At 44.4% G+C, this 22134-nt stretch carries 19 protein-coding genes; 7 read left to right on the top strand and 12 right to left on the bottom strand.

Translation table 11 applies throughout. The annotated features are described in order from the left end of the window. The first annotated feature begins 9 nt into the window (after positions 1–9). A complete protein-coding gene (locus ACAY30_RS04935; protein WP_290250550.1) occupies positions 10–2346 on the top strand; it encodes an EAL domain-containing protein in 2337 nt (778 codons plus the stop codon). A gap of 824 nt (positions 2347–3170) precedes the next feature. Here the strand turns inward: ACAY30_RS04935 and ACAY30_RS04930 are convergent. Genes ACAY30_RS04930 through ACAY30_RS04910 form a run of 5 tightly spaced genes read right to left on the bottom strand, consistent with a single transcriptional unit; the run spans position 3171 to position 8251 of the window. Continuing rightward, on the bottom strand, positions 3171–3593 hold the full coding sequence (locus ACAY30_RS04930; RefSeq protein ID WP_290250551.1) for a type IV pilin protein: 423 nt from the start codon (positions 3591–3593) through the stop codon (positions 3171–3173). A 2-nt stretch (positions 3594–3595) separates the two neighbouring features. After that, positions 3596–5671: a prepilin-type N-terminal cleavage/methylation domain-containing protein gene (locus ACAY30_RS04925; protein ID WP_290250552.1), complete on the bottom strand. Its 2076-nt coding sequence runs from the start codon at positions 5669–5671 to the stop codon at positions 3596–3598. 8 nt (positions 5672–5679) lie between these two features. Beyond that, the gene (locus tag ACAY30_RS04920) at positions 5680–6885 is read right to left on the bottom strand and encodes a PilX N-terminal domain-containing pilus assembly protein (RefSeq protein WP_290250553.1); all 1206 of its coding nucleotides are present in this window, start codon (positions 6883–6885) and stop codon (positions 5680–5682) included. After that, complete coding sequence (locus ACAY30_RS04915) at positions 6885–7685, bottom strand: hypothetical protein (RefSeq protein WP_290250554.1); 801 nt, start codon at positions 7683–7685, stop codon at positions 6885–6887. The genes ACAY30_RS04920 and ACAY30_RS04915 overlap by 1 nt, the downstream gene beginning before the upstream one ends. Then, the gene (locus ACAY30_RS04910) at positions 7673–8251 is read right to left on the bottom strand and encodes a GspH/FimT family pseudopilin (protein WP_290250555.1); all 579 of its coding nucleotides are present in this window, start codon (positions 8249–8251) and stop codon (positions 7673–7675) included. The genes ACAY30_RS04915 and ACAY30_RS04910 overlap by 13 nt, the downstream gene beginning before the upstream one ends. 846 nt (positions 8252–9097) lie before the next feature. Here ACAY30_RS04910 and ACAY30_RS04905 point away from each other — a divergent pair. From ACAY30_RS04905 to ACAY30_RS04890, 4 genes are all read left to right on the top strand, one after another. Next, positions 9098–9586: a prepilin-type N-terminal cleavage/methylation domain-containing protein gene (locus ACAY30_RS04905; RefSeq protein WP_290250556.1), complete on the top strand. Its 489-nt coding sequence runs from the start codon at positions 9098–9100 to the stop codon at positions 9584–9586. A 5-nt stretch (positions 9587–9591) separates the two neighbouring features. Next, entirely contained in the window at positions 9592–10536 is a 945-nt protein-coding gene (locus ACAY30_RS04900) for a PilW family protein (RefSeq protein WP_290250557.1), read from the top strand. Then, the gene (locus ACAY30_RS04895) at positions 10537–11196 is read left to right on the top strand and encodes a hypothetical protein (protein ID WP_290250558.1); all 660 of its coding nucleotides are present in this window, start codon (positions 10537–10539) and stop codon (positions 11194–11196) included. Positions 11197–11280: 84 nt separating this feature from the next. Continuing rightward, positions 11281–11733: a type IV pilin protein gene (locus tag ACAY30_RS04890; RefSeq protein ID WP_290250559.1), complete on the top strand. Its 453-nt coding sequence runs from the start codon at positions 11281–11283 to the stop codon at positions 11731–11733. Between the two features lie 198 nt (positions 11734–11931). Here the strand turns inward: ACAY30_RS04890 and ACAY30_RS04885 are convergent, their stop codons facing one another. The 7 genes from ACAY30_RS04885 to murJ all read right to left on the bottom strand — a co-directional run bounded on the left by ACAY30_RS04885 (position 11932) and on the right by murJ (position 20417). Next, positions 11932–12594 carry a GspH/FimT family pseudopilin gene (locus tag ACAY30_RS04885; protein WP_290250560.1) on the bottom strand — a complete coding sequence of 221 codons (663 nt, stop codon included), beginning with the start codon at positions 12592–12594 and terminating at the stop codon, positions 11932–11934. A gap of 241 nt (positions 12595–12835) precedes the next feature. Continuing rightward, positions 12836–13765 carry a 4-hydroxy-3-methylbut-2-enyl diphosphate reductase gene (gene ispH / locus ACAY30_RS04880; protein WP_290250561.1) on the bottom strand — a complete coding sequence of 310 codons (930 nt, stop codon included), beginning with the start codon at positions 13763–13765 and terminating at the stop codon, positions 12836–12838. Positions 13766–13777: 12 nt separating this feature from the next. Continuing rightward, positions 13778–14212, bottom strand: coding sequence for an FKBP-type peptidyl-prolyl cis-trans isomerase (gene fkpB, locus ACAY30_RS04875; RefSeq protein ID WP_290250562.1), 435 nt, complete (start codon positions 14210–14212; stop codon positions 13778–13780). 6 nt (positions 14213–14218) lie between these two features. Next, on the bottom strand, positions 14219–14731 hold the full coding sequence (gene lspA, locus ACAY30_RS04870) for a signal peptidase II (protein ID WP_290250563.1): 513 nt from the start codon (positions 14729–14731) through the stop codon (positions 14219–14221). Positions 14732–14758: 27 nt separating this feature from the next. Continuing rightward, positions 14759–17578 (bottom strand): isoleucine--tRNA ligase, encoded by a 2820-nt coding sequence (gene ileS, locus ACAY30_RS04865; protein ID WP_290250564.1) that lies wholly within the window; start codon positions 17576–17578, stop codon positions 14759–14761. A gap of 47 nt (positions 17579–17625) precedes the next feature. Continuing rightward, entirely contained in the window at positions 17626–18555 is a 930-nt protein-coding gene (ribF, locus tag ACAY30_RS04860) for a bifunctional riboflavin kinase/FAD synthetase (protein WP_290250565.1), read from the bottom strand. 293 nt (positions 18556–18848) lie between these two features. Then, complete coding sequence (gene murJ, locus ACAY30_RS04855; protein ID WP_290250566.1) at positions 18849–20417, bottom strand: murein biosynthesis integral membrane protein MurJ; 1569 nt, start codon at positions 20415–20417, stop codon at positions 18849–18851. 241 nt (positions 20418–20658) lie between these two features. Between murJ and rpsT the strand changes: the two genes are divergently transcribed. Together rpsT and ACAY30_RS04845 are read left to right on the top strand one after the other, a co-directional pair. Further along, a complete protein-coding gene (gene rpsT / locus ACAY30_RS04850; protein WP_290250567.1) occupies positions 20659–20919 on the top strand; it encodes a 30S ribosomal protein S20 in 261 nt (86 codons plus the stop codon). A gap of 508 nt (positions 20920–21427) precedes the next feature. Then, a complete protein-coding gene (locus ACAY30_RS04845; protein WP_290250568.1) occupies positions 21428–22057 on the top strand; it encodes a PEP-CTERM sorting domain-containing protein in 630 nt (209 codons plus the stop codon). The last annotated feature ends 77 nt before the right edge of the window (positions 22058–22134 follow it).

Here is a 22134-nt window from a genome sequence, read left to right as displayed (position 1 = left end):
GAAAACCCTATGACGTCATTATTTTCTAGCCTGCGCAACAGAGCATTTTTATTATTTGCATTGATACTCGTGTCGATTCAGGCGATTTCCTTAATAGCTCATCACTACAGTATTGAGCAACGCAATCAACAACAGCTTTTAGCAACCGTAGACAGAGCACAACAGTTAGTATCGGACAAACTTGCGATGCGCAGTCGATTGCTGTCAACCTTTGCCCAAATCTCCGCCAGTGATCAAGCCTTAATCGACCAATTTGCGAGTCCGATCAAAAATGTGTCGCTGGCACTAAACAACTATCGCAAACACCTGGACGCCGATTTAGCGCTTGCCATTGACACCAACGGGGTGATTTTTGGTCAACTTGAGGTGAAAGATAGCAACAAAGAAATAAAACGTCTCTCCCCCGCAACACAACTCAATCAGGGCTTTGGTCAAACACAATGGCTAAAAGACCACCCTGTACACGCTTACTACGTTGACAATAAGCGCGTATATCAATTGCTCGTGACACCGATTTTACAAGACTTCGTTATTATTGGTCATGTGGCAGTTGGCTTTGAATTGAACCAAACATTTTTTGATGAAATAGCCAAGCTTACCGGTTTTCACCTTGCCATTAATCACAGCGATAGTGAGCAATGGCTTATTACCAGTAATTCATTAGCAGAATTACATACTGCCCCGTCTATTTCTGAAGTTGCAGACTCTCTCGCCCAAGGTCAGTTATACGGTACACAAATTGCCTTGAGTCAGGCTGAGCAGCCTGTGGTTAACCTAATGATGTTTCAAACGAAAGCTGAGCTCAGTGACGCAGTTGCACTAGCAAATCCGAATTCGTACTTGGTGCCGGTGTTAACCTTACTTGGCGCACTGCTCGGTGCTTACTTTATCCAGCGCTACTTAGCATCGCCTATTTCGGCGCTAATCAACCAAGTAAAAAATATTACTAATGGCCAACCAACTCAAACACAGCTAGCTGGCGCGACAGCAGAACTACACGATTTAGCTGAGCAAGTAAAAGTCATGGAACGCGCCATTGGTGAGCGAGAAGATAAAATTTATCAAGAGGCGTACTGCGACATTATGACTGGCTTGCCCAATCGCAGCCAGTTTTATCGCGAAATGGAAAGTATAAAAGAGCCTTACCTTTTATGCCAAGTAAACGTGCGTCGCATTGTCGAAATTAATGATAACTTTGGTCACGACGTCGGTGACGATGTGATCAGCGAGGTAGCCCATCGCTTAAGTAAGCTGTCACAGCCGATTTATCACATATCTGGAAATGGCTTTTTACTGCGCTTTGACCACAAAACACAAAAAGACATCAATAGTGTGGTAGAGGATATTAACCGCGTTTTTGAACCGGCATTTATCTATCAAACGATTGCTATTCATCTAGAAGCCAATATTGGCGTGACGGTAAGCGATGGTTGGTCTCAACCTAAGCGCGTGTTGAAAGAATCAGACTCGGCAATGCAACTTGCCAAGCGCGACAACCTAAACTTTCAAGTATACGATCGCCAAATCGACCTAAATACGCTGGACCGACTGCAACTGGTCAATCGCCTTAACGGGGCAATTGACAATGATGAGTTTATGTTGCTATTTCAACCTAAACTTGACCTAAGTAGCCACTGTATCGATGGTGTTGAAGCGCTACTGCGCTGGAATCACCCTGTTAACGGCTTAATTACGCCAGACAATTTTATTCATACTGCAGATAAAACAGGCCAAATTACCGCCTTGAGTAAATGGGTCGTCGACAAGTGCATTGAGCAACACCTAGAATGGCGAAATCAGGGTATTGTGTTGCAGATCGCCATCAACATTTCACAGCAAAACTTATTGGATTCAGAATTTTGTCAATACTTGATCGATAAACTCAGTAATGACCACGGCATTCGCGAAATGCTGAGTTTTGAAATTTGTGAAAAGGCCTTTGATGACCACTCGTCCGCTGCCGTTGATAATATAATCAAACTGCATCGATACGGTATCAATTTGGTGATTGATAACTACGGTACTGGCTATTCGTCGCTTGCACAACTGCGCTTTTTACCTGTTAAAGAATTGAATATCGATAAAACCTTTATTGATCACGTGATGCAACAGCCCAATGATCAAAAGATTGTAGTTTCAATGATTAACCTAGCTCATCAACTTAACTTGCGCGTGGTTGCCAAGGGCGTTGAAGATCAGGCGACAATTACCTGGCTCAGCGACAACCAATGCGACATGGTACAAGGTTATGTGCTATCAAGGGCACTATCAAGCGGTGACCTTATTCAGTGGTTAACAACTAGCGACTACCGCTATAAACAGCTTGAACAGCAAAGTCGCGTTTAATACCTTAGTTACGAGTACTTGGCGTCGTTAGCAGCGACGCCAAGGCATTAATCAGCCTAAACCATAACCACTTCCCCCCTTGCATAAACCATTAACCCTGCCAATGTAATCAGCAACAGATACCTTGCGTGTATTGTATACAACAACGTCAAGTTAAAATTAAGTCGCGTATCCCCCCTGAGCAGTTATAGTTACTGTTGTATTTGCTGTTGTATTTGCTGTTGTATTAGTCCCCTTATCCCTATCTCGTACTCGCCCACAGATCGCGTTTATCAATAAGCTCATCTGTACGTTTTTCAATAAGGTCTCTTCGATGAAGTCTTCTATCAGCACATCACAGGCCACTTATTCGACCCGCTGCGTGTTATATCTGCGATATGTATCAATTCTGGCATTAGCTAAATAGCCCTGTCCCCAACGAGCGCTAGGGTCAGTATAAAGCGATTTAGATTCTACATGTCACGCAGTAGACTCTGCTATGAATATAACTTACTCGGTTTGCAGTTGTTGGTCGATGATCACGGGAGGTCAAGATTCGTGAGTGGCACCAGTGATTGGGATTACGGGTTAAGGGTTAAGGGTTAAGGGTTAAGGGTTAAGCATAGGTATAGTCAGAGATAGTCAATAACCGCTATTCTCTGCTATCACTTGAATTAACGGGTCGAAATTAACGCCCCAGAATTCACGGTAATTGGATGTTGTTTGCTAACTTGCGGTAGGAGGTAGGTTGTACTCACTGCTGTTGACGCGGTAGCGGCCATTGTAGCCATTTTTTTATGTTAAACGGACTTGCATCGACGTTATAGCAAGTACTTAGATTTAACTTACCAACACGACGATGGCGCTTTCAATCCTCTAGGATTGGCGGCATTGACGGTATAGGTCATCGATGCACACTCCGTGTCTTGCACCTGCACTCCCTGGGCCGTTGCGGTAATGGTATAGGCATTACCGCTGGCATTAGATAACGCCAGACTGTAATAACCATTGTCACTCAATGTTGCAGCACCAACTTTACCGGCTGCACAATCACTCGCCCCATCCAGCATACTTGCGTAGGTAGGGCACGAGGTGCGCAGCTTGGCTTGCGCCAGTGCCACATCCATAATTGCGGCTCTGGCGTCAGCGCGACGCGCCTTCATGGCGTAGTCAGCAAATGAGGGGTATGCAATACCGGCTAAAATACCGATAATTGCCACCACCACCATAAGCTCTATGAGCGTAAAACCGCTGATTTTTCCTTTCATATCTAATTCGCTAAATTACTACATTCGTCCGGAGAAAAGCCTATATCGATATTATACGATGCTGAGGCACTATCCACTGTGACCGTCGCTGTCGGTAATCCGTCGGCAACAGACATAACACTGCGAGTTGCACTGCTACTGGTGACACATACATTGTCTTTAGTCGAGGTATACACCGCTTTAAACGTTGGCACCAGTGATAAATCAACTTCAGGACTTGCACAGGTGTACGAGGTGGCATTTCTCGCTAATTCACACTGATTACCAGCAAATACAAGTGATGCCAATTTTGCTCCACCAGAGTGCACAATGTTACCGGTGATCGTTACCGTCCCCAGACTAGGCTGTGGATCAGTACCAGAGTCTGAACCATCGGTACACTTAAAGTCACCCAAATCTTTATCGCCTGTTAAGGCATTATCTTCACTGACGTTAATGGTCAATCGATTACACGTGAATACTGAAATATCAGGAGTAATTTGTACATAACCTGACCAGCCGTTGCCCCAATCGTAGACTTTACAACGATAAGGTACTTTAACATCAATGTTTAAATCAGAAGTAAAGTTAGCTGACTCTAAATAAATCTCGCAGTTGCCATAACCATCAGAGGTGTACACATTAAAGTTGTCTAGCTTGTTGTTTGCGTTGCTAAGACTTGCGGTTATATGTACATCACCGGTGATGATGTGCTCCTCAGACGGCGGATCGCTTGGGTCAAATGGGCATGTATCGTCTATTTGGTAATCAAACGCTGTCATTTTCAAATCGTCCACCCAAGCGACGTTTTGATTTAAACAGAAGAAATCAGTCGGCACACCGGCAAACAAACCACCTGCAACACCATTTACTGTGGCGTCGTTTTTTAGCATAATTGCTGAAGTGTGCTGGGTATCTTCTGTACACACCGTATCATCACTTGAGCCTAAGTTGGCGATCACAAAATCGTGACCAGCCTGCCCCTCTGCTGGCAATTTAAGCGCATCTGCCACGCCAACAGAATAATAAATTGTTTGACCATCTGCGTTTGTTACTGGATCGTCTTTGTCATCGATTTTATACGCCATACCGCGGTAAACGCGACGAATGGCTACTTTCGGTTCATCGGCTTTGATATCAGCATTGGGGTCGCCCATACAAGACCATTCAGGACCGTCAATAAGCAAACCGATATTACCGTGCCAGCCGCCACCTAAATAACAGGTGTAGTTGAAGTATTCGTAGTCACCATTGGCGGTAAATAAGCCTTTCTCTTTGTGCTTATCGATGCGTTCAGCCTCACCGTGCACATTGATGATATAACGCTGACAATAAGCGGCATCAGAAGCGATAACGTGAACATCAAAAATATCGAGATCGGCTTCATCCAAGTCAATATATACCGAACCCGATATTTCAACAAAACCAGTACAAGGTTTACTGGTACGTTCACCGTTATCGAGTTCACACGCGTCTTCCAGAGTCAGTACCACGTCGTTTTCCGAGGTTAACCGCAAGTCACCATCACCGCGATCTAACAAGCCGGTGGTATCGCCATTGGTGGCATAGTCAACTTGTCCGCGCTCTTCCTCTGACACTTCCCCTTTACCTAATCGGGCGCGACCGGTCGCTGAGCGAACAATCGGTTGAGAGGCTTTGGTGGCATCGACTTCACCGGCTAAACTTGGCGAGCGCCAAGCAAGCTCTGTAGATAATTCCACAACTTCCGTTTCACCGTTGCCATCTTGCCATAACACTTGTACGGTCACTTCGCGAGTATCGTCATTTTCAGTGATCGTTTCTTGTCGCGTAAACAAGGTATTTGTACCCTGGTGACTGGTTTGATTGGCTGCGCTTGTGCTGATTGGAAACAAGTCATTAAACGCATCTTGATCAAGGGCTAAGTCGGTGTAGTTGCGCATTTGCTCAATGCGCTCCTGCGCCAAAGACATCGCCTCAGCTCGGTTTCTGGTGTTAGCACTTTCGCCAATAAGCGAGGTGTGAAAAGTTGCAACGGCCATAAAGCCAATGGCCATAATTGCTAGCGCCACTAATACTTCAATCAGACCGAAACCTTTCTTTTTATTAAAAGTGTTCATTGTCTCTCCTAGAAATCTTTCCAACTGCCAGCAGATACAGCCCGAGGACCGTTACTTTGCAATTTTTCTAATAAGCGTGAATTGTAATAAGCGTCTAAACTACCAGAGCCCGTGTGGCCTTGACCTGCCGAGATCATAGCGCCGTGTACTGTCATATTACCGGTACCATTAAGGTTGCCCATAATAAACAAAATGCCATAAAAGTGCGGTGTACCAGAAAACTCTGCATCACCATTAACAATCACTATGCTGGGGGCTTCATCCGCCTCTGCACAGCTATTTGACCCAGTCACTGCAACAGCACAACCAACGGTTTTGCCCTGCGCAACCAAGTCACCTTCAACCCAAACCACCTCGTTTTGTGCTAAATGGGCACAACCGTCCCAGCTATTACCGCAATCGCCTCGGCTTTCACTCGGGTTTAACGGATCAATAACCCGTGTCGCCATCGTCTCTTTATAAGAACTCGGCGCAATACCAAAAAAGTTAATGAACATTTCTTCGGCGGTCAAGTTAGCTAAATCGGTGTCGTGCTCAATGATATCTAAGCCTGCCATTTCGCGATTCGACGATTGCATCGTGCTACACGCATTGGGAATATCCATACACGCGGGATAGCCGTCGTCGTTGGGGTTGGCTACTTCTGTTTTGGTCGAGTTATTTGACCCAACGTCAACATCTTCACCACTCCATATGGTACTGTGTCCCTCTGTATTGGTAACGGTTGCAGAGCCGCCAATAATAAAGGCGCCTTTGGTACTTATTGGGTTGTCAGGGATATTAGGCAGCGGATTTAACGCTACAATATCCGAGTGAACCGTCTTACGTGCACTGCCGTCGCTACTTATCCCTGTTGAGGTAATCGCCATCGCGATAATACCGTCAATTTCAACTTCTTCGAGGGTTACTTCAAAGCGATTATCGCCAAGTGTGCCTCGAAACGAATCATCTGGCTCGCCCGCGACACTGGCAAATATTTCATACTTACCGTCTGCGGTATTCTCAGCAATACCTTTAACAAAATACTCTTGTGCGACAGCTATTCCGGCTTCGGCTGCTTCAAACGCTTGTTTAGCGCGAATATCATTACCCACCAAGGTTTTTTCTTGGATAAGAGTTCGCCCTAAGTAAAGCGATGCCAAGGTAATTAAGATCAGTAAAATTATCGATATGGCCAGAGTGGCTAAGCCGCGTTGTTTTTTTAGTGGACTCATTAGCGTATCCTCACAACGTCGTTTCTCACCCGTACCGATTGCTGTATTTGAGCAACCACGTTGGCGTCGGCATTTAATTGGGCAGCCAAGGTAATTAAAATTTCTCGGGTTTCAACGGTCACATCGCCGGCAACCGGATCAATTTGGTAACAGTCTGCTTCAATGTCGTTATCAACATCGGCGTCGGCATCATTTGGTGAGTCGAGATCATTGGGTTCTGATGCGTTGACACAGGCAGAGCCCACCGGGTTAAATGACAATTCGGTGACTTGATACAAGTCAGCATCTGAAATCGCTTCCCAGACGCCATTACTGCAATTGTCGCCATCAGTAACCGAACCTTGGTTTCGAATTTCAACCACGCCGTCATTTAAGCGCACACCAAAGTATTCGTTATCAGCTCCGATATCATCAACGTCACCATTTTCATTGCGATCATAGCTGTACAAAATACACCGTCCGGCTTCGTCGGTGTCTTCGACTATTTTACTGTTATCACCAATCGATTTAACAATGGCCAACAAAGAGTCATCTTCGACATTAAAAGGATTGGTTGATGGTAAGTCTCGGTCTTCGTTGTGCCAATAACCGGCGCGACGAACATCGTTAGCGATAACCGTCATCATCGTCATCAACTGGCTGTTTAACTTTGCCGCTCGCAGTGTTTCTGAGCTACTAGACAAGACGGCCACGTAAACCGCGGTTATGCCAGAAATGACGATTAAGCCAAATACCATACTCAGCAATAATTCAACTAGGGTAAAGCCCATTTGTCTACTGTGATTGATTACGCGTTGCATGATTTATACTCCGCATAATCGTCAGAACAAATTTTGACAATACCCAATTTATTAACGCGCACGACCACTGACTGTTGTTGTTGATTGTAAAATTTAAAGTCTTGGCTTGCATCAACTGTGCCTCGCGCAGGATCAAATACGATTTGTGCGGTACTACCGCTACCGTTTTTTAGGCTTAAGTTGATATTGTCGTGTTCACTGCCGTCTACGCGATGTATGACACTGTCAGCAGCTGCGTTAAATACTCCGTCACCGTCATCAACAACTAAAACGCAGGCTGCTGAATCGGTATTTGACGTAATGGTGGGGTTACAAGCTTCCCCCTTCATCCCGTACGACCACGAGGATGTATTTAAAGATGCGAGGTTAACAAAAATGGGTTCGGAGCGAGCGAGGGACTCAGAGCGCGCTTGTTGAACAAACGAGTACATTTGTTCGGCGGCACTAATTAATTTTTGTTTTCTTAGAGAGTCAAGAAAGCTGGGCACGGCAACGCTCACCAATATACTCAACACGAATATAGTGACTAATAATTCAATAAGTGTGATGCCGTTTATTTTTTTCATTATTTCCAATACCCCATCTGTAGACACAATCCTATCTACAGAAGCGCTTCCCTTGTATCGCTTGAACATCCAATTTAGTTTTTTTAGATAAATAAACAAACCAATACACCGCATCCTAGTGTGTACGGTTTGATACCGCTTGATCGCTATTTTTACGACCTTTAAACAACGTAGCACATTAATTCTATATGCGCTAGTTTTTATTGTCATTTATGATCGCTAACGGGCTGTTTTTCATCAATGTTTACACATTTTTCACAAGCGAGAGTGCATCGCAAACGCCGTCTGTTCTGCGCCTAATTAAGTGTGTAAGTTTGAGTATGTACATTAATACACAACTCTCGTTAATAGCCGCTATTTTTTATCATTTATAAGCAAGTCAATTAGCTCTTATACACTCGCCTTTAATGGTCGAAATGCCTTGAGCACACTGTTTACAGTTACTGCTGACAGTTAGCGCTTATAGTTAGTGCTTATTGATAGAACGAAGCTAGTGCCTGTAATGCGGTTAAACGGCAGTAAGGCGCTTCTCATGTTGATAAGTGTGACCATTTGACGGGTAATTTGAATACTTTAAAAAATAACATTGGCCACAGCGATTAACCATATCTTCGATACTCTGCCCCTTATAAATTACTCATCAACACAAGCAATTTTTACAGTTCAAACTAGACTTTTGATCAGCCACATTATGTCACCTGCGGTACTCAATAGCTGTTTACAGCCCATATTTTGATTGGGTTAATTCAAATGACCATGGTTTACGAGGTTCTGTTTTTTGTGGTGCTGTTTTACGTAGCTAAAACATTTAACTGTTATGACTAAAACAATTACAAGGATGTATTTATGATAAAGGCTATGGTTGGCGATCAAAAAGGCTACTCGCTAATTGAATTGTTGATCGGCTTAATTCTTCTCAGCATAGTCATGATGGGCGTGTTAAGAGTCCACCTGCACAGTATTTCATTACACCAACATCATTTGGCCAGTATTAAAGCACACGCTTTTATTGCCAATATGTTAGCGTATATTCGCGCAAACCCACTGCACGCTGATAAGTACACCCATTCGAGTACACAGGCGATACTCAATGTCGATTGCCAAGTAAGTCAATGCGACCCGGTAGATATGGCTAAATACCAATTAATCGATTGGCAACAAGACCTGGCTCGCGAACTGCCTAATGCGGCCAGTGTGGTAAGCGCCAATGCCAATCGCATTGACGTTAGCGTTTATTGGTCTTATAGCCAACGTCTAAGCAGTGTCAATATCGCCAGTGAGCCTTGTCCTGCAAATAACGCAAATTACCAGTGTGTACACTATACAATTGAATGACAACCATGACAGTGCAGAAAATAGAGGACAAAAAAGCTCGCTGTAACGACCGATTAATCAAAGGCATAAGTTTAGTTGAGCTGATGATAAGCTTATCGCTCGGTCTATTTATTTTGTCATTGGCAGTGTCAAGTTTGGTCGCTGTCAACAAACGCGCGCATTACCATCGTCAATTAAATGACATCAGTGAAACGGCGCGCTTCGCCTTTGCCTTAATCGCCCATGACATCAAAGAAGTTCGCTATTGGCGGACCTTAATGCAACACACACAATTATCGGGTAGTGCCTATATCAGTACCATCAGCGATGAATGTCTGGCTAACTCTCGAAGTTGGTCAAGCGCAATACAACAAACGGTTTTTGTCGTTAACGACGGTACGCAAAACTATCCGTGTATTGCCCAAGATGGCTATATACATGGAGATATTTTGACCCTACGCGGTGTAAAACACGAATTACCCACCGCGTTCAATGCCAACCACTTGTACGTTAAAACCAATGGCGTCCAGTCTCGTTTTTACTTTGGTAAAGATAGTGCGCTAAGCAGTAACACGCTTAACTCAGGCACTCAACATCAAGTATTTACCCACAGTTATTATATTGGTGACAGCAACCAGTTATGTCATGGCCTACCTATCCCCTCATTGTTTTGGCAAACCGTTAAGCAAGGGCTACCGACACCAGAAGAGCTATTACGCGGTGTTGAACATTTACAAGTAACACTGGGGCTCGATCTAGATGGAGATATGATTATTGACAACTACCAAGTCGCCGACAGTAATACCAATTGGCCGGCTGTTAGATCAATAGAGGTAGAATTGCTGGTGCGCTCATTGTGCCGAGATCGAGAACATGTCGACAAGCAAAGTTATCTCATTGGCAACGCAGTTTACAGCGTCAACGACAATTTTTACCGACAGCGCTTCAAAAAAACGTTCTTATTGTACTAAATGGACGGCGGCAAATCACTTAGCGACACGCCATTAAGCGAATTAACCCGCACCCTAGAAACGCTATTGGCAGAGATCAACAATGACGTATTAGCAAACGACACAGAAATGCAGTCTAGTGTCACGAATACACATGTTTATCACGGAGAGAAAAAAATGCCAACCGCCGCCATCAACCACCCGCGAGGCTCTGTATTAATTTTTGTCTTGATATTATTGGTTATCGTGTTATTTGTCGCCAACGCCATTTATAAAACGGGGCTAAATCAAAGTGCGCAGCTTAAGTCTTTTTTCAATCAGCAGCGTGCTCATGCCAATAGCGAAGCGTTATATCGCTACGGAAAAAACAAGCTACAACAATACATAGCAAACGGCAATGACCTCACCGCTATACAAGGCTTTTATCGCGGTATTGATAATTCATTAACACTTGACCTAGTAGATTGGCAAACTGGTGAGCGAGTATCAGATAACTCAGAAATCGTTGCCGTGTACTTAGGTAAAAGTGACAACAACATCAGCGGCGGCAGTAATTCAGCTACATCGTTACCCAGACATCACTTATTTCACCTGTTTACCCGAACCAAAGTGAATAATGATGCCCATTTTCAACAGGTACACCTCATCGCGATTGAGGTGGTGGCCAATAATGCCCCATAAGCGGCAACTCCTGTCAACTAGGCGAGATACGAATTATCTACTCAGTATGTGATATGACACATCAAAAGCAAAGGAAATCAGGCGATGACAACGTTAATAACAGTGCGTACAAAAGCGGGATTTACTTTAATTGAGTTACTCATCACCCTCGCTATCGTCGCCATTATGGCGGTGATCAGTGTTAATTATTATCAGTCTTGGATATTGAAAATACATCGCAATGATGCGCGACAAAGCTTAATAGAATTGGCGATAAAGCAAATGCAATTTTTTGCTGACCACGGCTATTATCACCAGGATTTACAAGTATTTGCTGACACTGATTGGCCAATTACCAGTCTTAGCTTTGCTCAACACTACAGCTTAACAGTGACGGTAAAAACCTTTGCTAAGCACTCCGTGGATAAATTTGTGATAACGGCACGCGCCCGGGGGCAACAGCTGCGCGATACACAGTGTGCCGTATTTGTGATTGATCACGTGCAACAATTACAAGCATTTGATCACTTAGGCCAAATAAACACGCACTGCTTATAAGAGCCGCAAAGTGCAATAGCCCCCCAGGGCGTGTTGAGTTTTGTTTAGATGTTCTACAATGAGCTACTTGGGCTGAGACGAAAGTCGTTTGACTCGGCGTTAAAACTGATGAATTTAGGCGACGAAACAACATCATTTGTGCCTTTATTTAAACGATTTCGTCGCTCAGTAGAAATATTAAACAAAGAGTAATGCGCCCTAACACTGTACATCAACCCCATTGGCATCCTCGTGAATGCCATCACCGTTACTATCTTTAGAGACACGTATACGCCCTGAACGGGTAATAATCAGCGCTCTGTTATAGTGTTGAGACTCGCCTTTTACACATAAGCGCAATGTACCGTTTTGGTACCAAGTAAAACCATTATGCTGATATTGCACGTAATTTCTGTTTTGAAAGGCTCGCCAAGTCAATCGTATTTTATCTGAACTAGGCGTGATGCGGTACAGGATGTGCTCGTTAGTCGAGACTTGCTTATTGCCGTCACTGTCGCTAAATACGATTGCCCCTTGATGCCAAAATTTAGCGCAGCTTTTTCCGTCTATACTCGGACACAAAGTGACGATAGACGACAGCGAAATGGCTGATTGACGGGCAAACGAAAACGCTTGCTGCCAACGAGTAGTTTCAGCTGTGACTACGCTCTTTAACCACATTTGTTTGAAGCTTGGCAAGGCAAATGTGGATAGTATAGCGATAATAGTAATCACCACTAATAATTCAATTAAGGTTACGCCGCGCTGGCGAAACCAACTTCGTGTAGGTAATGATTTAGCCGTAACAAAGCGAACGCAATCAGCTATCGCGAGAATACACAGCACGAGACAAGCGCTGACAGATAAAAATAATGAGTACATCGATTCTACATCCTTGTATTGTTGATATCTCTATTACAAGCGGTGACCAGCGGTACAACCGCTCGAGTGCTAAAAGCACCCGTTGCTATTTCCACATCCAAATTATAGAACTCAGAACAGCGAAAGTGACTGTGACTCCAATTTAACCTTAGCGTTGTTGGTTTTACGTTGTTATTAGCCATAAAAAAAAAGCTCGCTAATGCGAGCTTTTCAGTGCGGTACAAGCAATACGTGAAGCGAGTTACTTGAGCTCTGCCGGTACGGCAAATACCGTGGTTTCTTCTCTACCTGGGTTTTCGATAACCACTCGACCGCCCAAAGCCTTGAGGCGATCAACAACTTCTGTTACCAATACCTCAGGTGCCGATGCCCCAGCCGTTACACCAACAGAGTCAATTTGCTCAAGCCACTGCTGTTCGATATCGGTTGCGCCATCAATCAAGTAAGCCGTTGTACCCATTTTATCGGCTAGCTCGCGCAAGCGATTTGAGTTGGAGCTGTTTTTGGCGCCAACCACAAGCAATAGCTGTACTTTTTGGGCGATAGAGCGCACGGCATCTTGTCGGTTTTGTGTCGCATAACAAATGTCGTCTTTGCGCGGACCTTCAATATTTGGAAACTTCGCGCGCAATGCGTCAACGACCTGAGCGGTATCGTCAACCGATAAGGTGGTTTGCGAGCAGTAAAACAGAACGTCGGGGTTCTTTACTTGCAATGCGTCAACATCGGCAACCGATTCGACCAAATAAATACCGCCTTGTTCAGACTCATACTGGCCCATCGTCCCTTCTACTTCAGGGTGACCGGCGTGACCGATGAGAACACACTCGTGATTTTTACGCGAAGCACGGGTTACTTCCATGTGTACTTTTGTCACCAATGGACACGTTGCATCAAATACTTTTAAGCCTCGGTCTTTGGCTTCTTGACGGACCTTTTTCGACACGCCATGAGCCGAAAATATCACAGTGCTGTCGTCCGGTACTTCAGATAATTGATCAACAAAAACTGCACCGCGCTGCTTAAGGCCATTGACCACAAACTTATTGTGCACAACTTCGTGACGCACATAAATTGGCGCGCCAAAAATATCCAATGCGCGATCAACAATACTGATTGCTCGATCTACACCGGCGCAAAAACCTCTCGGATTAGCTAAAACAATTTCCATAGCTTGTGCCCTTTATAATATTTCAACCACTTCAACCGCGAAGTTAATCGTTTGCCCCGCCAAAGGGTGATTAAAGTCGACAGTAACAGCGAGGTCATTAACTTCTCGAATAACGCCCGGAATTTCGCCACCAGGAGCGGTAAAGGTCATAATCGCGCCTACTTCCGGTAGCGTTTCAGCGGTAAATCGCTGGCGGTCAACATAGTGAATATTTTCGGGGTTTACCTCACCAAATGCATCTTTTGCTTCTAGGGTAAACTCTTTCTCATCGCCTTGCTTCAAACCGAGCAATTGCTGCTCAAATGCCGGTGAGATACTGCTGTCACCTAAATTGACGCGGGCAGGTTTGTTGTTCACTTTGGTGCTGTCAGCGGCAGAGCCATCTGACAAGGTCATGGTGATATGCATTAACAAACTGCTGTTTTCTGAAACGGTTACTTCACTCATAAAATACTACTCTTGAGACTGGGCATTAAGCGTTGTTTTATCATCACTGGTAAAGGCGTCGAAAATCATCAGCGCAGCACCAACAAAGATCGCTGAATCAGCAACGTTGAACGCTGGCCAATGGTAATTTCCTAGGTAAAAGTCTAGAAAATCGATAACATAGCCAAACATCAAGCGATCAATAAGATTACCCAATGCACCACTTAAAATGAGCGCAAAGGCAATACTGATCAGCTTTTGCTGTTTCGGGGTTTTCGCCATCCAAACCACCAACAACACACTCATCAGCGCCGCTATCGCTGAAAAAAACCAACGCTGCCAGCCACCTTGGTCAGCTAAAAAGCTAAATGCAGCGCCGGTGTTGTGTACATAGGTCAAATTAAAAAACGGCATGACGGCGATACTTTGTCGATAATCCATGGTTGCCACCACCAATTGCTTGGTGGCTTGATCAACAATAAGCATCAACAGCGCTAGCCACAGCCAGCGCAACCCTGTTTGTTTAAAAATATGTGCCATCAGACTACTTCTTCGTTACTCGTTAACTTATGCAAATTGACGTGTTTCGCCATCGCCTTCAATGTTGGTGATACAGCGACCGCAAAGCTCTGCGTGTTCTGTATGGGTACCCACATCATCGGTGTAGTGCCAACAACGCTCACACTTGTGGCCTGTTGATTTAGTCACCCCAACAGACAACCCATCAATGGCGCTTTGGTAGGCACTTTGCGGCGCCGCTTCAACAACGACATTGACCGATGACGTTATTAACACAAAACGCAACTCTTGCTGCAAGTGGTTAAGCTTAGCGGCGAGTTCGTCGGTCGCGTATAAGGTTACGTCAGCTTGTAGTGTCGCACCAATAACCTCATCGCGTCGAGCTTGTTCAAGCGCTTTGTTGACTTCAGTACGCACGGCTAAAATATCAGTCCAATACGCATCGTTTAATTCAACAGACTCGTCAAGCTCTTTTAAACCGTCAAACCAAACACCGGTAAATACAAACTCATCGCGTTCGCCTGGTAGCGCTGACCAAATTTCTTGCGCGGTGAATGAGGTGATCGGAGCCATCCAACGCACCATCGCTTCGGCAATTAAGAACAACGCGGATTGACACGAACGACGCGCAACTGAATCTTCTTTTGCAGTGTACTGTCTATCTTTAATGATATCTAAATAGAAACCGCCAAGCTCGGTTGTACAGAAGTTCATTAACTTTTGTACTACGGCGTGGAATTCATAATTGTCGTAGGCATCAATAATATCTTTTTGCAAGCTAGCTGCTTTGGCCACAATCCAGCGATCAAGGGCAACCATATCGTCTAAGGCAACCATGTGTTTGTTCGGCTCAAAACCATTCATGTTGGCCAACAAGAAACGCGACGTGTTGCGAATTCGACGATAAGCATCAGCCTGACGCTTAAATATTTCATCAGATACGGTAATTTCTTGGGTGTAGTTCACAGATGCCACCCACAAACGCAAAATATCTGCGCCCATTTTATTGGTCACTTCGCTTGGCGTAACAACATTGCCCAACGATTTAGACATTTTATGCCCGTTTACATCAACGGTAAAACCGTGTGTCAGTACTTCACTGTAAGGTGCTTTGCCGTTCATCGCTACCGATGACATCATCGACGACATAAACCAACCTCGGTGTTGGTCGCTGCCCTCTAAATACAAATCAGCGCGTTTGTCAAACTCTTCACGTGCGTCAACTACAGAGTAATGAGATACACCAGAGTCGAACCACACATCAAGTGTGTCGGTCACTTTCACGTACTCTGTTGCATCATCGCCGATTAACTGCTCTGGCTCTAAGTCAAACCACGCCTGAATACCTTGCTGTTCAACTAGTTGGGCGACCTTTTCAATTAGTTCAACCGAATCAGGGTGCAACGCTCCCGTATCTTTGTGCACAAATAAAGCAATTGGTACACCCCAGGTGCGTTGGCGAGAAATACACCAATCAGGACGACCTTCGACCATTTTCTCAATGCGGCTTTGTCCCCAATCAGGGATCCATTTGGTGTTAGCGATTTCTTTCAACGAGTCATTGCGCAAGTTGTTTTTGTCCATGCTGATAAACCACTGAGGTGTCGCACGGAAAATAATCGGCGTTTTGTGACGCCAGCAATGCGGGTATGAATGCTCATACGCGTGGTGATGCACTAATGCGCCGTTTTGTTTTAACACTTCAACGACATTGTCATTTGCTTTGAATACGTGTTGACCGGCAAATAATGGCGTGTCCGCTAAGTACACCCCGTTTGCGCCCACTGGATTAGCAACTTCTAACTCGTAGTTACGACCAACGTTAAAATCGTCAACACCGTGGCCTGGCGCGGTGTGAACACAGCCCGTACCAGAGTCAGTGGTAACGTGGTCACCTAAAATAACCGGCACGGTCATATCGTAAAACGGGTGTTGAACACGTACATTTTCCAAATCGCGGCCCTGGCAAAAACCCAGTGCATGGTATTTTTCAAAACCAAAGCGATCCATACAGTCTTTGACCAAATCAGTGGCTAACACAAAGCGCTTTGGCCCCTGCTCGGTAGAAACCTGCACTAAGCTGTATTGCAATTCAGGGTGAACCGAAACAGCGCGGTTAGCCGGTAACGTCCAAGGCGTGGTGGTCCAAATAACGATGCCTATTTGACCTTCACCTTTGTGACCATCCGGGTGATCAAATAAATCGGCAACGCTATCGTCGGCGTTAAATTTGACATCGATCGCCGGAGACACTTTATCTTTGTATTCAACTTCGGCTTCAGCCAATGCCGAACCACAGTCAGTACACCAATGTACTGGTTTAAAGCCTTGGTGGAGGTGCCCGTTTTCGGTAATTTTACCCAGTGCGCGGATGATGTTTGCTTCAGTGGCAAAGTCCATCGTTAGATACGGCTTATCCCAATCAGCAAAAACCCCTAAACGCTTAAAGTCTTCTCGCTGACCGTCAACTTGCGTCATCGCATAGTCGCGACATTTTTGACGAAACTGAGCGGCATCAAGCTTCTTGCCGGGCTTGCCCCATTTTTTTTCCACTACGAGCTCAATCGGTAAACCGTGACAATCCCAACCTGGTACATAAGGCGAGTTAAAGTCAGACAGCGTTTTCGCTTTGACTATCACGTCTTTTAAAATCTTATTTACTGCGTGACCTAAGTGAATATTGCCGTTTGCGTACGGAGGGCCGTCATGCAGAATAAATGACTTTTTACCTTTTTTCGCCGCGCGAATTTGACCGTAAAGATCTTTATCAGCCCACTCTTTTAACATTTTAGGCTCGCGTTGCGGCAAGTTACCACGCATCGGGAACTCGGTATCTGGAAGATTTAAAGTATGTTTATAATCACTCATTAAATATTTATCCGTCGCTATCAATTAGTTACGTGCATTGTTCAGTATTAGCCAAGCTGTTGGCAATATTGACGCGCTTGTTCTGCATCTCGGCTGATTTGTGCGGTTAATTCGCTGATTGAAGCAAAACGCTGTTCATCGCGCAGTTTGTGTAATAACACCACTTCAATCTGCTTACCGTATAAATCGCCTTTAAAATCAAAAATGTGCACTTCCAACTGTTGTCGGGTGCCCCTTACTGTTGGTCTCGAACCAATATTGGCGATGCCAAAAAATGACAAACCGTCTAAGTGGGTTTGTACTATATAAACGCCGCGAATCGGCGATACGCAGCGCTTTAGTAATACATTTGCTGTGGGAAAGCCCAAATGGCGTCCCTGTTTATCACCGTGTACAACACGCCCTCGGATGCTGTATTTACGACCGAGCATGGTTTGTGCTTCGGCCAAATCGTCTTGTTGAAGTGCCTTTCTAATTTCAGTGCTCGAAATACGACACTGATCCAGCTTAAAACTCTTGGTATCGGTAACGCCAAAACCAAAAGTTTGGCCAGCACGTTGTAACATTGAAAAATCACCCAAGCGATTTTTGCCAAAGCGAAAATCATCGCCAATGATCAAGTGCTTAACACCGAGCTTTTGAACCAGTAATTGTTCTACAAATTGCTCAGGTGATTGGGCGGCAAAAGCAAAGTTAAAGTTGACGCAAATAAGACGTTTTACGCCAAGCTCTTTGAGTAAAGAATACTTGTCGCGCAAGCGGCTTAAACGCGCTGGCGCTGACTGTGGGTTAAACAGCTCTTGCGGTTGAGGTTCAAATACCATAACGGCCGGCATCAGGTTCATTTCTTTTGCTTTTGCAACCAAAGCCTTAATCACGCGCTGATGACCTAGGTGAACGCCATCAAAATTGCCTATGGTTAGCACACAGCCATTGTGCGCATCGCGAATATTATGGATACCTCTAACCAATTGCATTTAAATAAGAACCCTACCTCAATTGTTTACTTGCTTTGCATAGAGCAACGCATTACAAGCCACATCATACGTTGATAAAACCAGCGAATTATATCTTAGTGTGGCGCAATAATCAGCATCTAAACGCAAGTTTGTATATTTTTTAAAGTTTTATCTGAAAATTTACGATTGATGAGCAATGTGCAACGGTTTGTGTTGCAACTTTGACATCAATATCCAGATTGCATAAGCGAGTGCGTTAATCGCGGTGACGAGTCGACAGGTCGCCGCGTTGTGACTAACGCATTGCTAATTTACACCTTATCGGTAAAGTGCTTAACTCTTACTCCAAGCAGCAACGCTAGAGCAAAATAGCTCATTGCACCAACACCAATAAGTATGGCTAAGCGCGATACTTTTTCGAACAAACTAAAAGTGAGCCATTGATTAAAGCTCGGTGACAGCCAGTAAAGCAGTAACGCCATTGCCAATGCACTGGCCACCAATTTAGCCATCACGATAAAGGTGTGTTTATCCAATCGATAAATATTGGCTTTCACTAAACCGATGTAAAGCAATGTGGCATTAACCGTCGCCGATATAGCGGTGGCGATAGCGAGTCCCACATAACCAAACAGCGGTGCGAGAATAAGGTTAAATACCATGTTCACCACCATCGCTATGATGCCGATTTTAACCGGTGTCGTGGTGTCTTGTCGGGCGTAATAGCCCGGGGCGAGTATTTTGATAAACATAAAGCTCACCAAGCCACTCATATAAGCAAATAACGCATACGATACTTGTTGGACATCGTGTTGACTGAATTCGCCACGCATAAAAAGTACCATGATAACCGGTTGGGCCAATACGATTAAGCCCGCCATGGCCGGCCAACCCAATAAGCTAACAACTTTTAGCGCCCAACCCAACGTTGCCGCAAACTGCGCCTTGTTCTGTCCTGCATGTAAACGCGATAAACTCGGTAAGATAATCGTTGCAATAGCAATGCCAAATAGCCCCAAAGGAAACTCTAACAAACGATCGGCGTAGTAAAGCCAACTAATTGAACCGGTAATTAAAAAGCTGGCAATTAAGGTATCAAGCAATAAATTAATTTGCGTAACCGATACGCCAAATAGTGCAGGAATGATCAGCTTGCGTATTTTTTGAACCCCGCGATCGCGCCATCCCCATTGCGGTTTTACCAGCACGCCCGCTTTGTAAAGGAAGGGTAATTGAAATAAAAACTGGCTCAAACCGCCAAAGAATACCCCCCACGCTAACGCATAGGCCGGTTGTTCAAATAGATCAGAGCCATATATCGCCGCTAAAATAATACACACATTGAGTAGCACCGGGGTGAAGGCGGCTGCGGAAAACTTGCCAAGGGTATTTAAAATAGAGCCCGCTAAGGCGGTAAGCGAAATAAACCACAAATAGGGAAAGGTAATCACCAATAGACTTGAGGCAAGATCAAACTTAGCGGCATTGGCGCCGTCGTTAAGCCAATCGAGGAACCAGCCAAAACCAAACAACGCAACCATCAGCGGCGATGCAATCATACCAAATGCGGTAACCAAGGTCACAATGACGCCTAACGTACCACTGACCTTAGCGATTAACTGTCGACTTGTTTGACTATTGTTCTCATCATCGAGGTGCTGATACTCCGACAAGACGGGAACGAACGCCTGTGCAAAGGCTCCTTCAGCAAATAGGCGACGCAAGAAATTAGGAATTTTATTGGCAAAAAAGAATACATCCGCACCCGCACTGGTACCGATCTTATCAGCGATAACCACATCCCGTACCAATCCCAGTACTCGAGATAGTAAGGTCATAAAGCTGACGACTAAGCCTGATTTGAGCAAGCGCTTGGCCAAAATTACTGCTCCTTTGTTATTGTTTTGATTATTTTCGTAACCAAGCCCAGTAAACTTTCGATTCAAGGGCGATTTGTGTTACTATCATAGCCTTTGCGGGGCTGCGTTAAAACCGCTATTTAAAGCCAATAAGTAGTTAATGTCTATTATGCTGATAAAATATTTGACATGAGCAGAAAAAACAGGCATATTTCGCATCCTTAAATTATGGCTATATTTATTTAAATTTTAGGAGTTCATCTTGGCTAACTCTAAGACTGCTAAGAAGCGCGCTATCCAATCTGAAAAGCGTCGCCAACACAATGCTTCACGTCGCTCTATGATGCGTACTTACGTGAAAAAAGTTATCGCTGCTATCGAAGCTGGTGATAAAGAAGTTGCTGCAAAAGAATTAGCAGCTGCTACCCCAATTTTAGACCGTTACGCAAGTAAAGGTTTAATCCACAAAAACAAAGCTGCTCGTGCTAAGAGCCGCTTAAATGCAAAAATCAAAGCGCTTTAATTATAAAGTTGCCTCGATAAGTTTTTGCAAAAACGTTTTTGAGAAATACCGCCTTAGGGCGGTATTTTTTTATCTGTCATATCCCATCGCTGAACACTGTCTGTCGCCTCACATTAACTAGCGATACGGCATTAAAAATTGCATTACCTTGCAATGTTACGAACTTTTAACACTGCTATCGGACGATGATGACCACCGCGCCCTCATGATTAAAACCTCATCAAAAAACAATCTCTTAGACTCTTTTAATCAAGCATACCTGTGAGTGCGGTTAACTGCCCTAGGGCGTGTAAACGTCTTTAACTACACCTAACAACATCAGCTCTACAACAAGTTAACAATTATTTTGTGTCGCTTTTTTTTACATCAGCAAGCACGGCATTATCGACATCAATGCAAAAAACCTCGCTAGCACATTAAAAACGTCACCTGCAAAATACTGGCATGAATAGTGCTTAAATTAACCCAGTAGAAAATAGTGAATAAATAACAACACCTTGGAGCTTTCATGCATTACAAAAAATACCTATTGTTCGCATTAGTACTGTTGCTGTGGCAACCGTTTGGCGTTAAGGCCGCTTATATCTCTTGCGCTGAGCAGTTTGGCTCAGGGTTGGGTGATGCAATCGAAAGCGCCGTGTCAAACAGCAGTGGTTGCGATGTTGGTGAGTCCAACAATGATAAGATTAAATCTGAGTTATACGTCAATAAACATCAAATGTTTGGCTATAGCGACTGGCAGCTTATCGAAAAATACGATCATTTGGATGATGGTCAGATGGGTGAGTTAACATTTGGTGATATGGACGGCTATGAAATCATGGTTGTTTTAAAAGGCTCAAATTCAAAAGATACCCAGTCATCGAGTTACGTGGGCTTTTTAATCGATTTAAGCAGTGCGTTTGACGATGAATCAAGTATGTACTCAATCAGTTGGGAAAGTGTGTTTTACAAAGGCGATTTTAGCGACGGCAAACGCCAAGACGTATCACATATCACCTTGTACAAACGCTATGTTGGTAACACACCCTGTCAAGGTACAAGGTGTCCGGACCCTAGAGATGTACCTGAACCAAGCACGCTGTTAATTTTACTCAGTGGTGTTGCTGGCTTGCTGCTGCGTCGCCAAAGAAATTAGCGCCAATAACAAGCGCTTTTATTAGCTTGTTGCAATATCCAACAACGCACTTGGTGAATTGCAAATAAGTTACCTTT

It is taken from the genome of Thalassotalea ponticola (assembly GCF_041379045.1).
Taxonomy (GTDB): Bacteria; Pseudomonadota; Gammaproteobacteria; order Enterobacterales; family Alteromonadaceae; genus Thalassotalea_A; species Thalassotalea_A ponticola.
This window is presented reverse-complemented; position numbering and strand designations above follow the sequence as displayed.

What these genes read in the sequence shown, in the direction of transcription:
- ACAY30_RS04935 (WP_290250550.1), top strand. Translation starts at nt 10, where the DNA reads ATGACGTCATTATTTTCTAGCCTGCGCAACAGAGCATTTTTATTATTT.
- ACAY30_RS04930 (WP_290250551.1), bottom strand. Translation starts at nt 3,593, where the DNA reads ATGAAAGGAAAAATCAGCGGTTTTACGCTCATAGAGCTTATGGTGGTG.
- ACAY30_RS04925 (WP_290250552.1), bottom strand. Translation starts at nt 5,671, where the DNA reads ATGAACACTTTTAATAAAAAGAAAGGTTTCGGTCTGATTGAAGTATTA.
- ACAY30_RS04920 (WP_290250553.1), bottom strand. Translation starts at nt 6,885, where the DNA reads ATGAGTCCACTAAAAAAACAACGCGGCTTAGCCACTCTGGCCATATCG.
- ACAY30_RS04915 (WP_290250554.1), bottom strand. Translation starts at nt 7,685, where the DNA reads ATGCAACGCGTAATCAATCACAGTAGACAAATGGGCTTTACCCTAGTT.
- ACAY30_RS04910 (WP_290250555.1), bottom strand. Translation starts at nt 8,251, where the DNA reads ATGAAAAAAATAAACGGCATCACACTTATTGAATTATTAGTCACTATA.
- ACAY30_RS04905 (WP_290250556.1), top strand. Translation starts at nt 9,098, where the DNA reads ATGATAAAGGCTATGGTTGGCGATCAAAAAGGCTACTCGCTAATTGAA.
- ACAY30_RS04900 (WP_290250557.1), top strand. Translation starts at nt 9,592, where the DNA reads ATGACAGTGCAGAAAATAGAGGACAAAAAAGCTCGCTGTAACGACCGA.
- ACAY30_RS04895 (WP_290250558.1), top strand. Translation starts at nt 10,537, where the DNA reads ATGGACGGCGGCAAATCACTTAGCGACACGCCATTAAGCGAATTAACC.
- ACAY30_RS04890 (WP_290250559.1), top strand. Translation starts at nt 11,281, where the DNA reads ATGACAACGTTAATAACAGTGCGTACAAAAGCGGGATTTACTTTAATT.
- ACAY30_RS04885 (WP_290250560.1), bottom strand. Translation starts at nt 12,594, where the DNA reads ATGTACTCATTATTTTTATCTGTCAGCGCTTGTCTCGTGCTGTGTATT.
- ispH (WP_290250561.1), bottom strand. Translation starts at nt 13,765, where the DNA reads ATGGAAATTGTTTTAGCTAATCCGAGAGGTTTTTGCGCCGGTGTAGAT.
- fkpB (WP_290250562.1), bottom strand. Translation starts at nt 14,212, where the DNA reads ATGAGTGAAGTAACCGTTTCAGAAAACAGCAGTTTGTTAATGCATATC.
- lspA (WP_290250563.1), bottom strand. Translation starts at nt 14,731, where the DNA reads ATGGCACATATTTTTAAACAAACAGGGTTGCGCTGGCTGTGGCTAGCG.
- ileS (WP_290250564.1), bottom strand. Translation starts at nt 17,578, where the DNA reads ATGAGTGATTATAAACATACTTTAAATCTTCCAGATACCGAGTTCCCG.
- ribF (WP_290250565.1), bottom strand. Translation starts at nt 18,555, where the DNA reads ATGCAATTGGTTAGAGGTATCCATAATATTCGCGATGCGCACAATGGC.
- ACAY30_RS04845 (WP_290250568.1), top strand. Translation starts at nt 21,428, where the DNA reads ATGCATTACAAAAAATACCTATTGTTCGCATTAGTACTGTTGCTGTGG.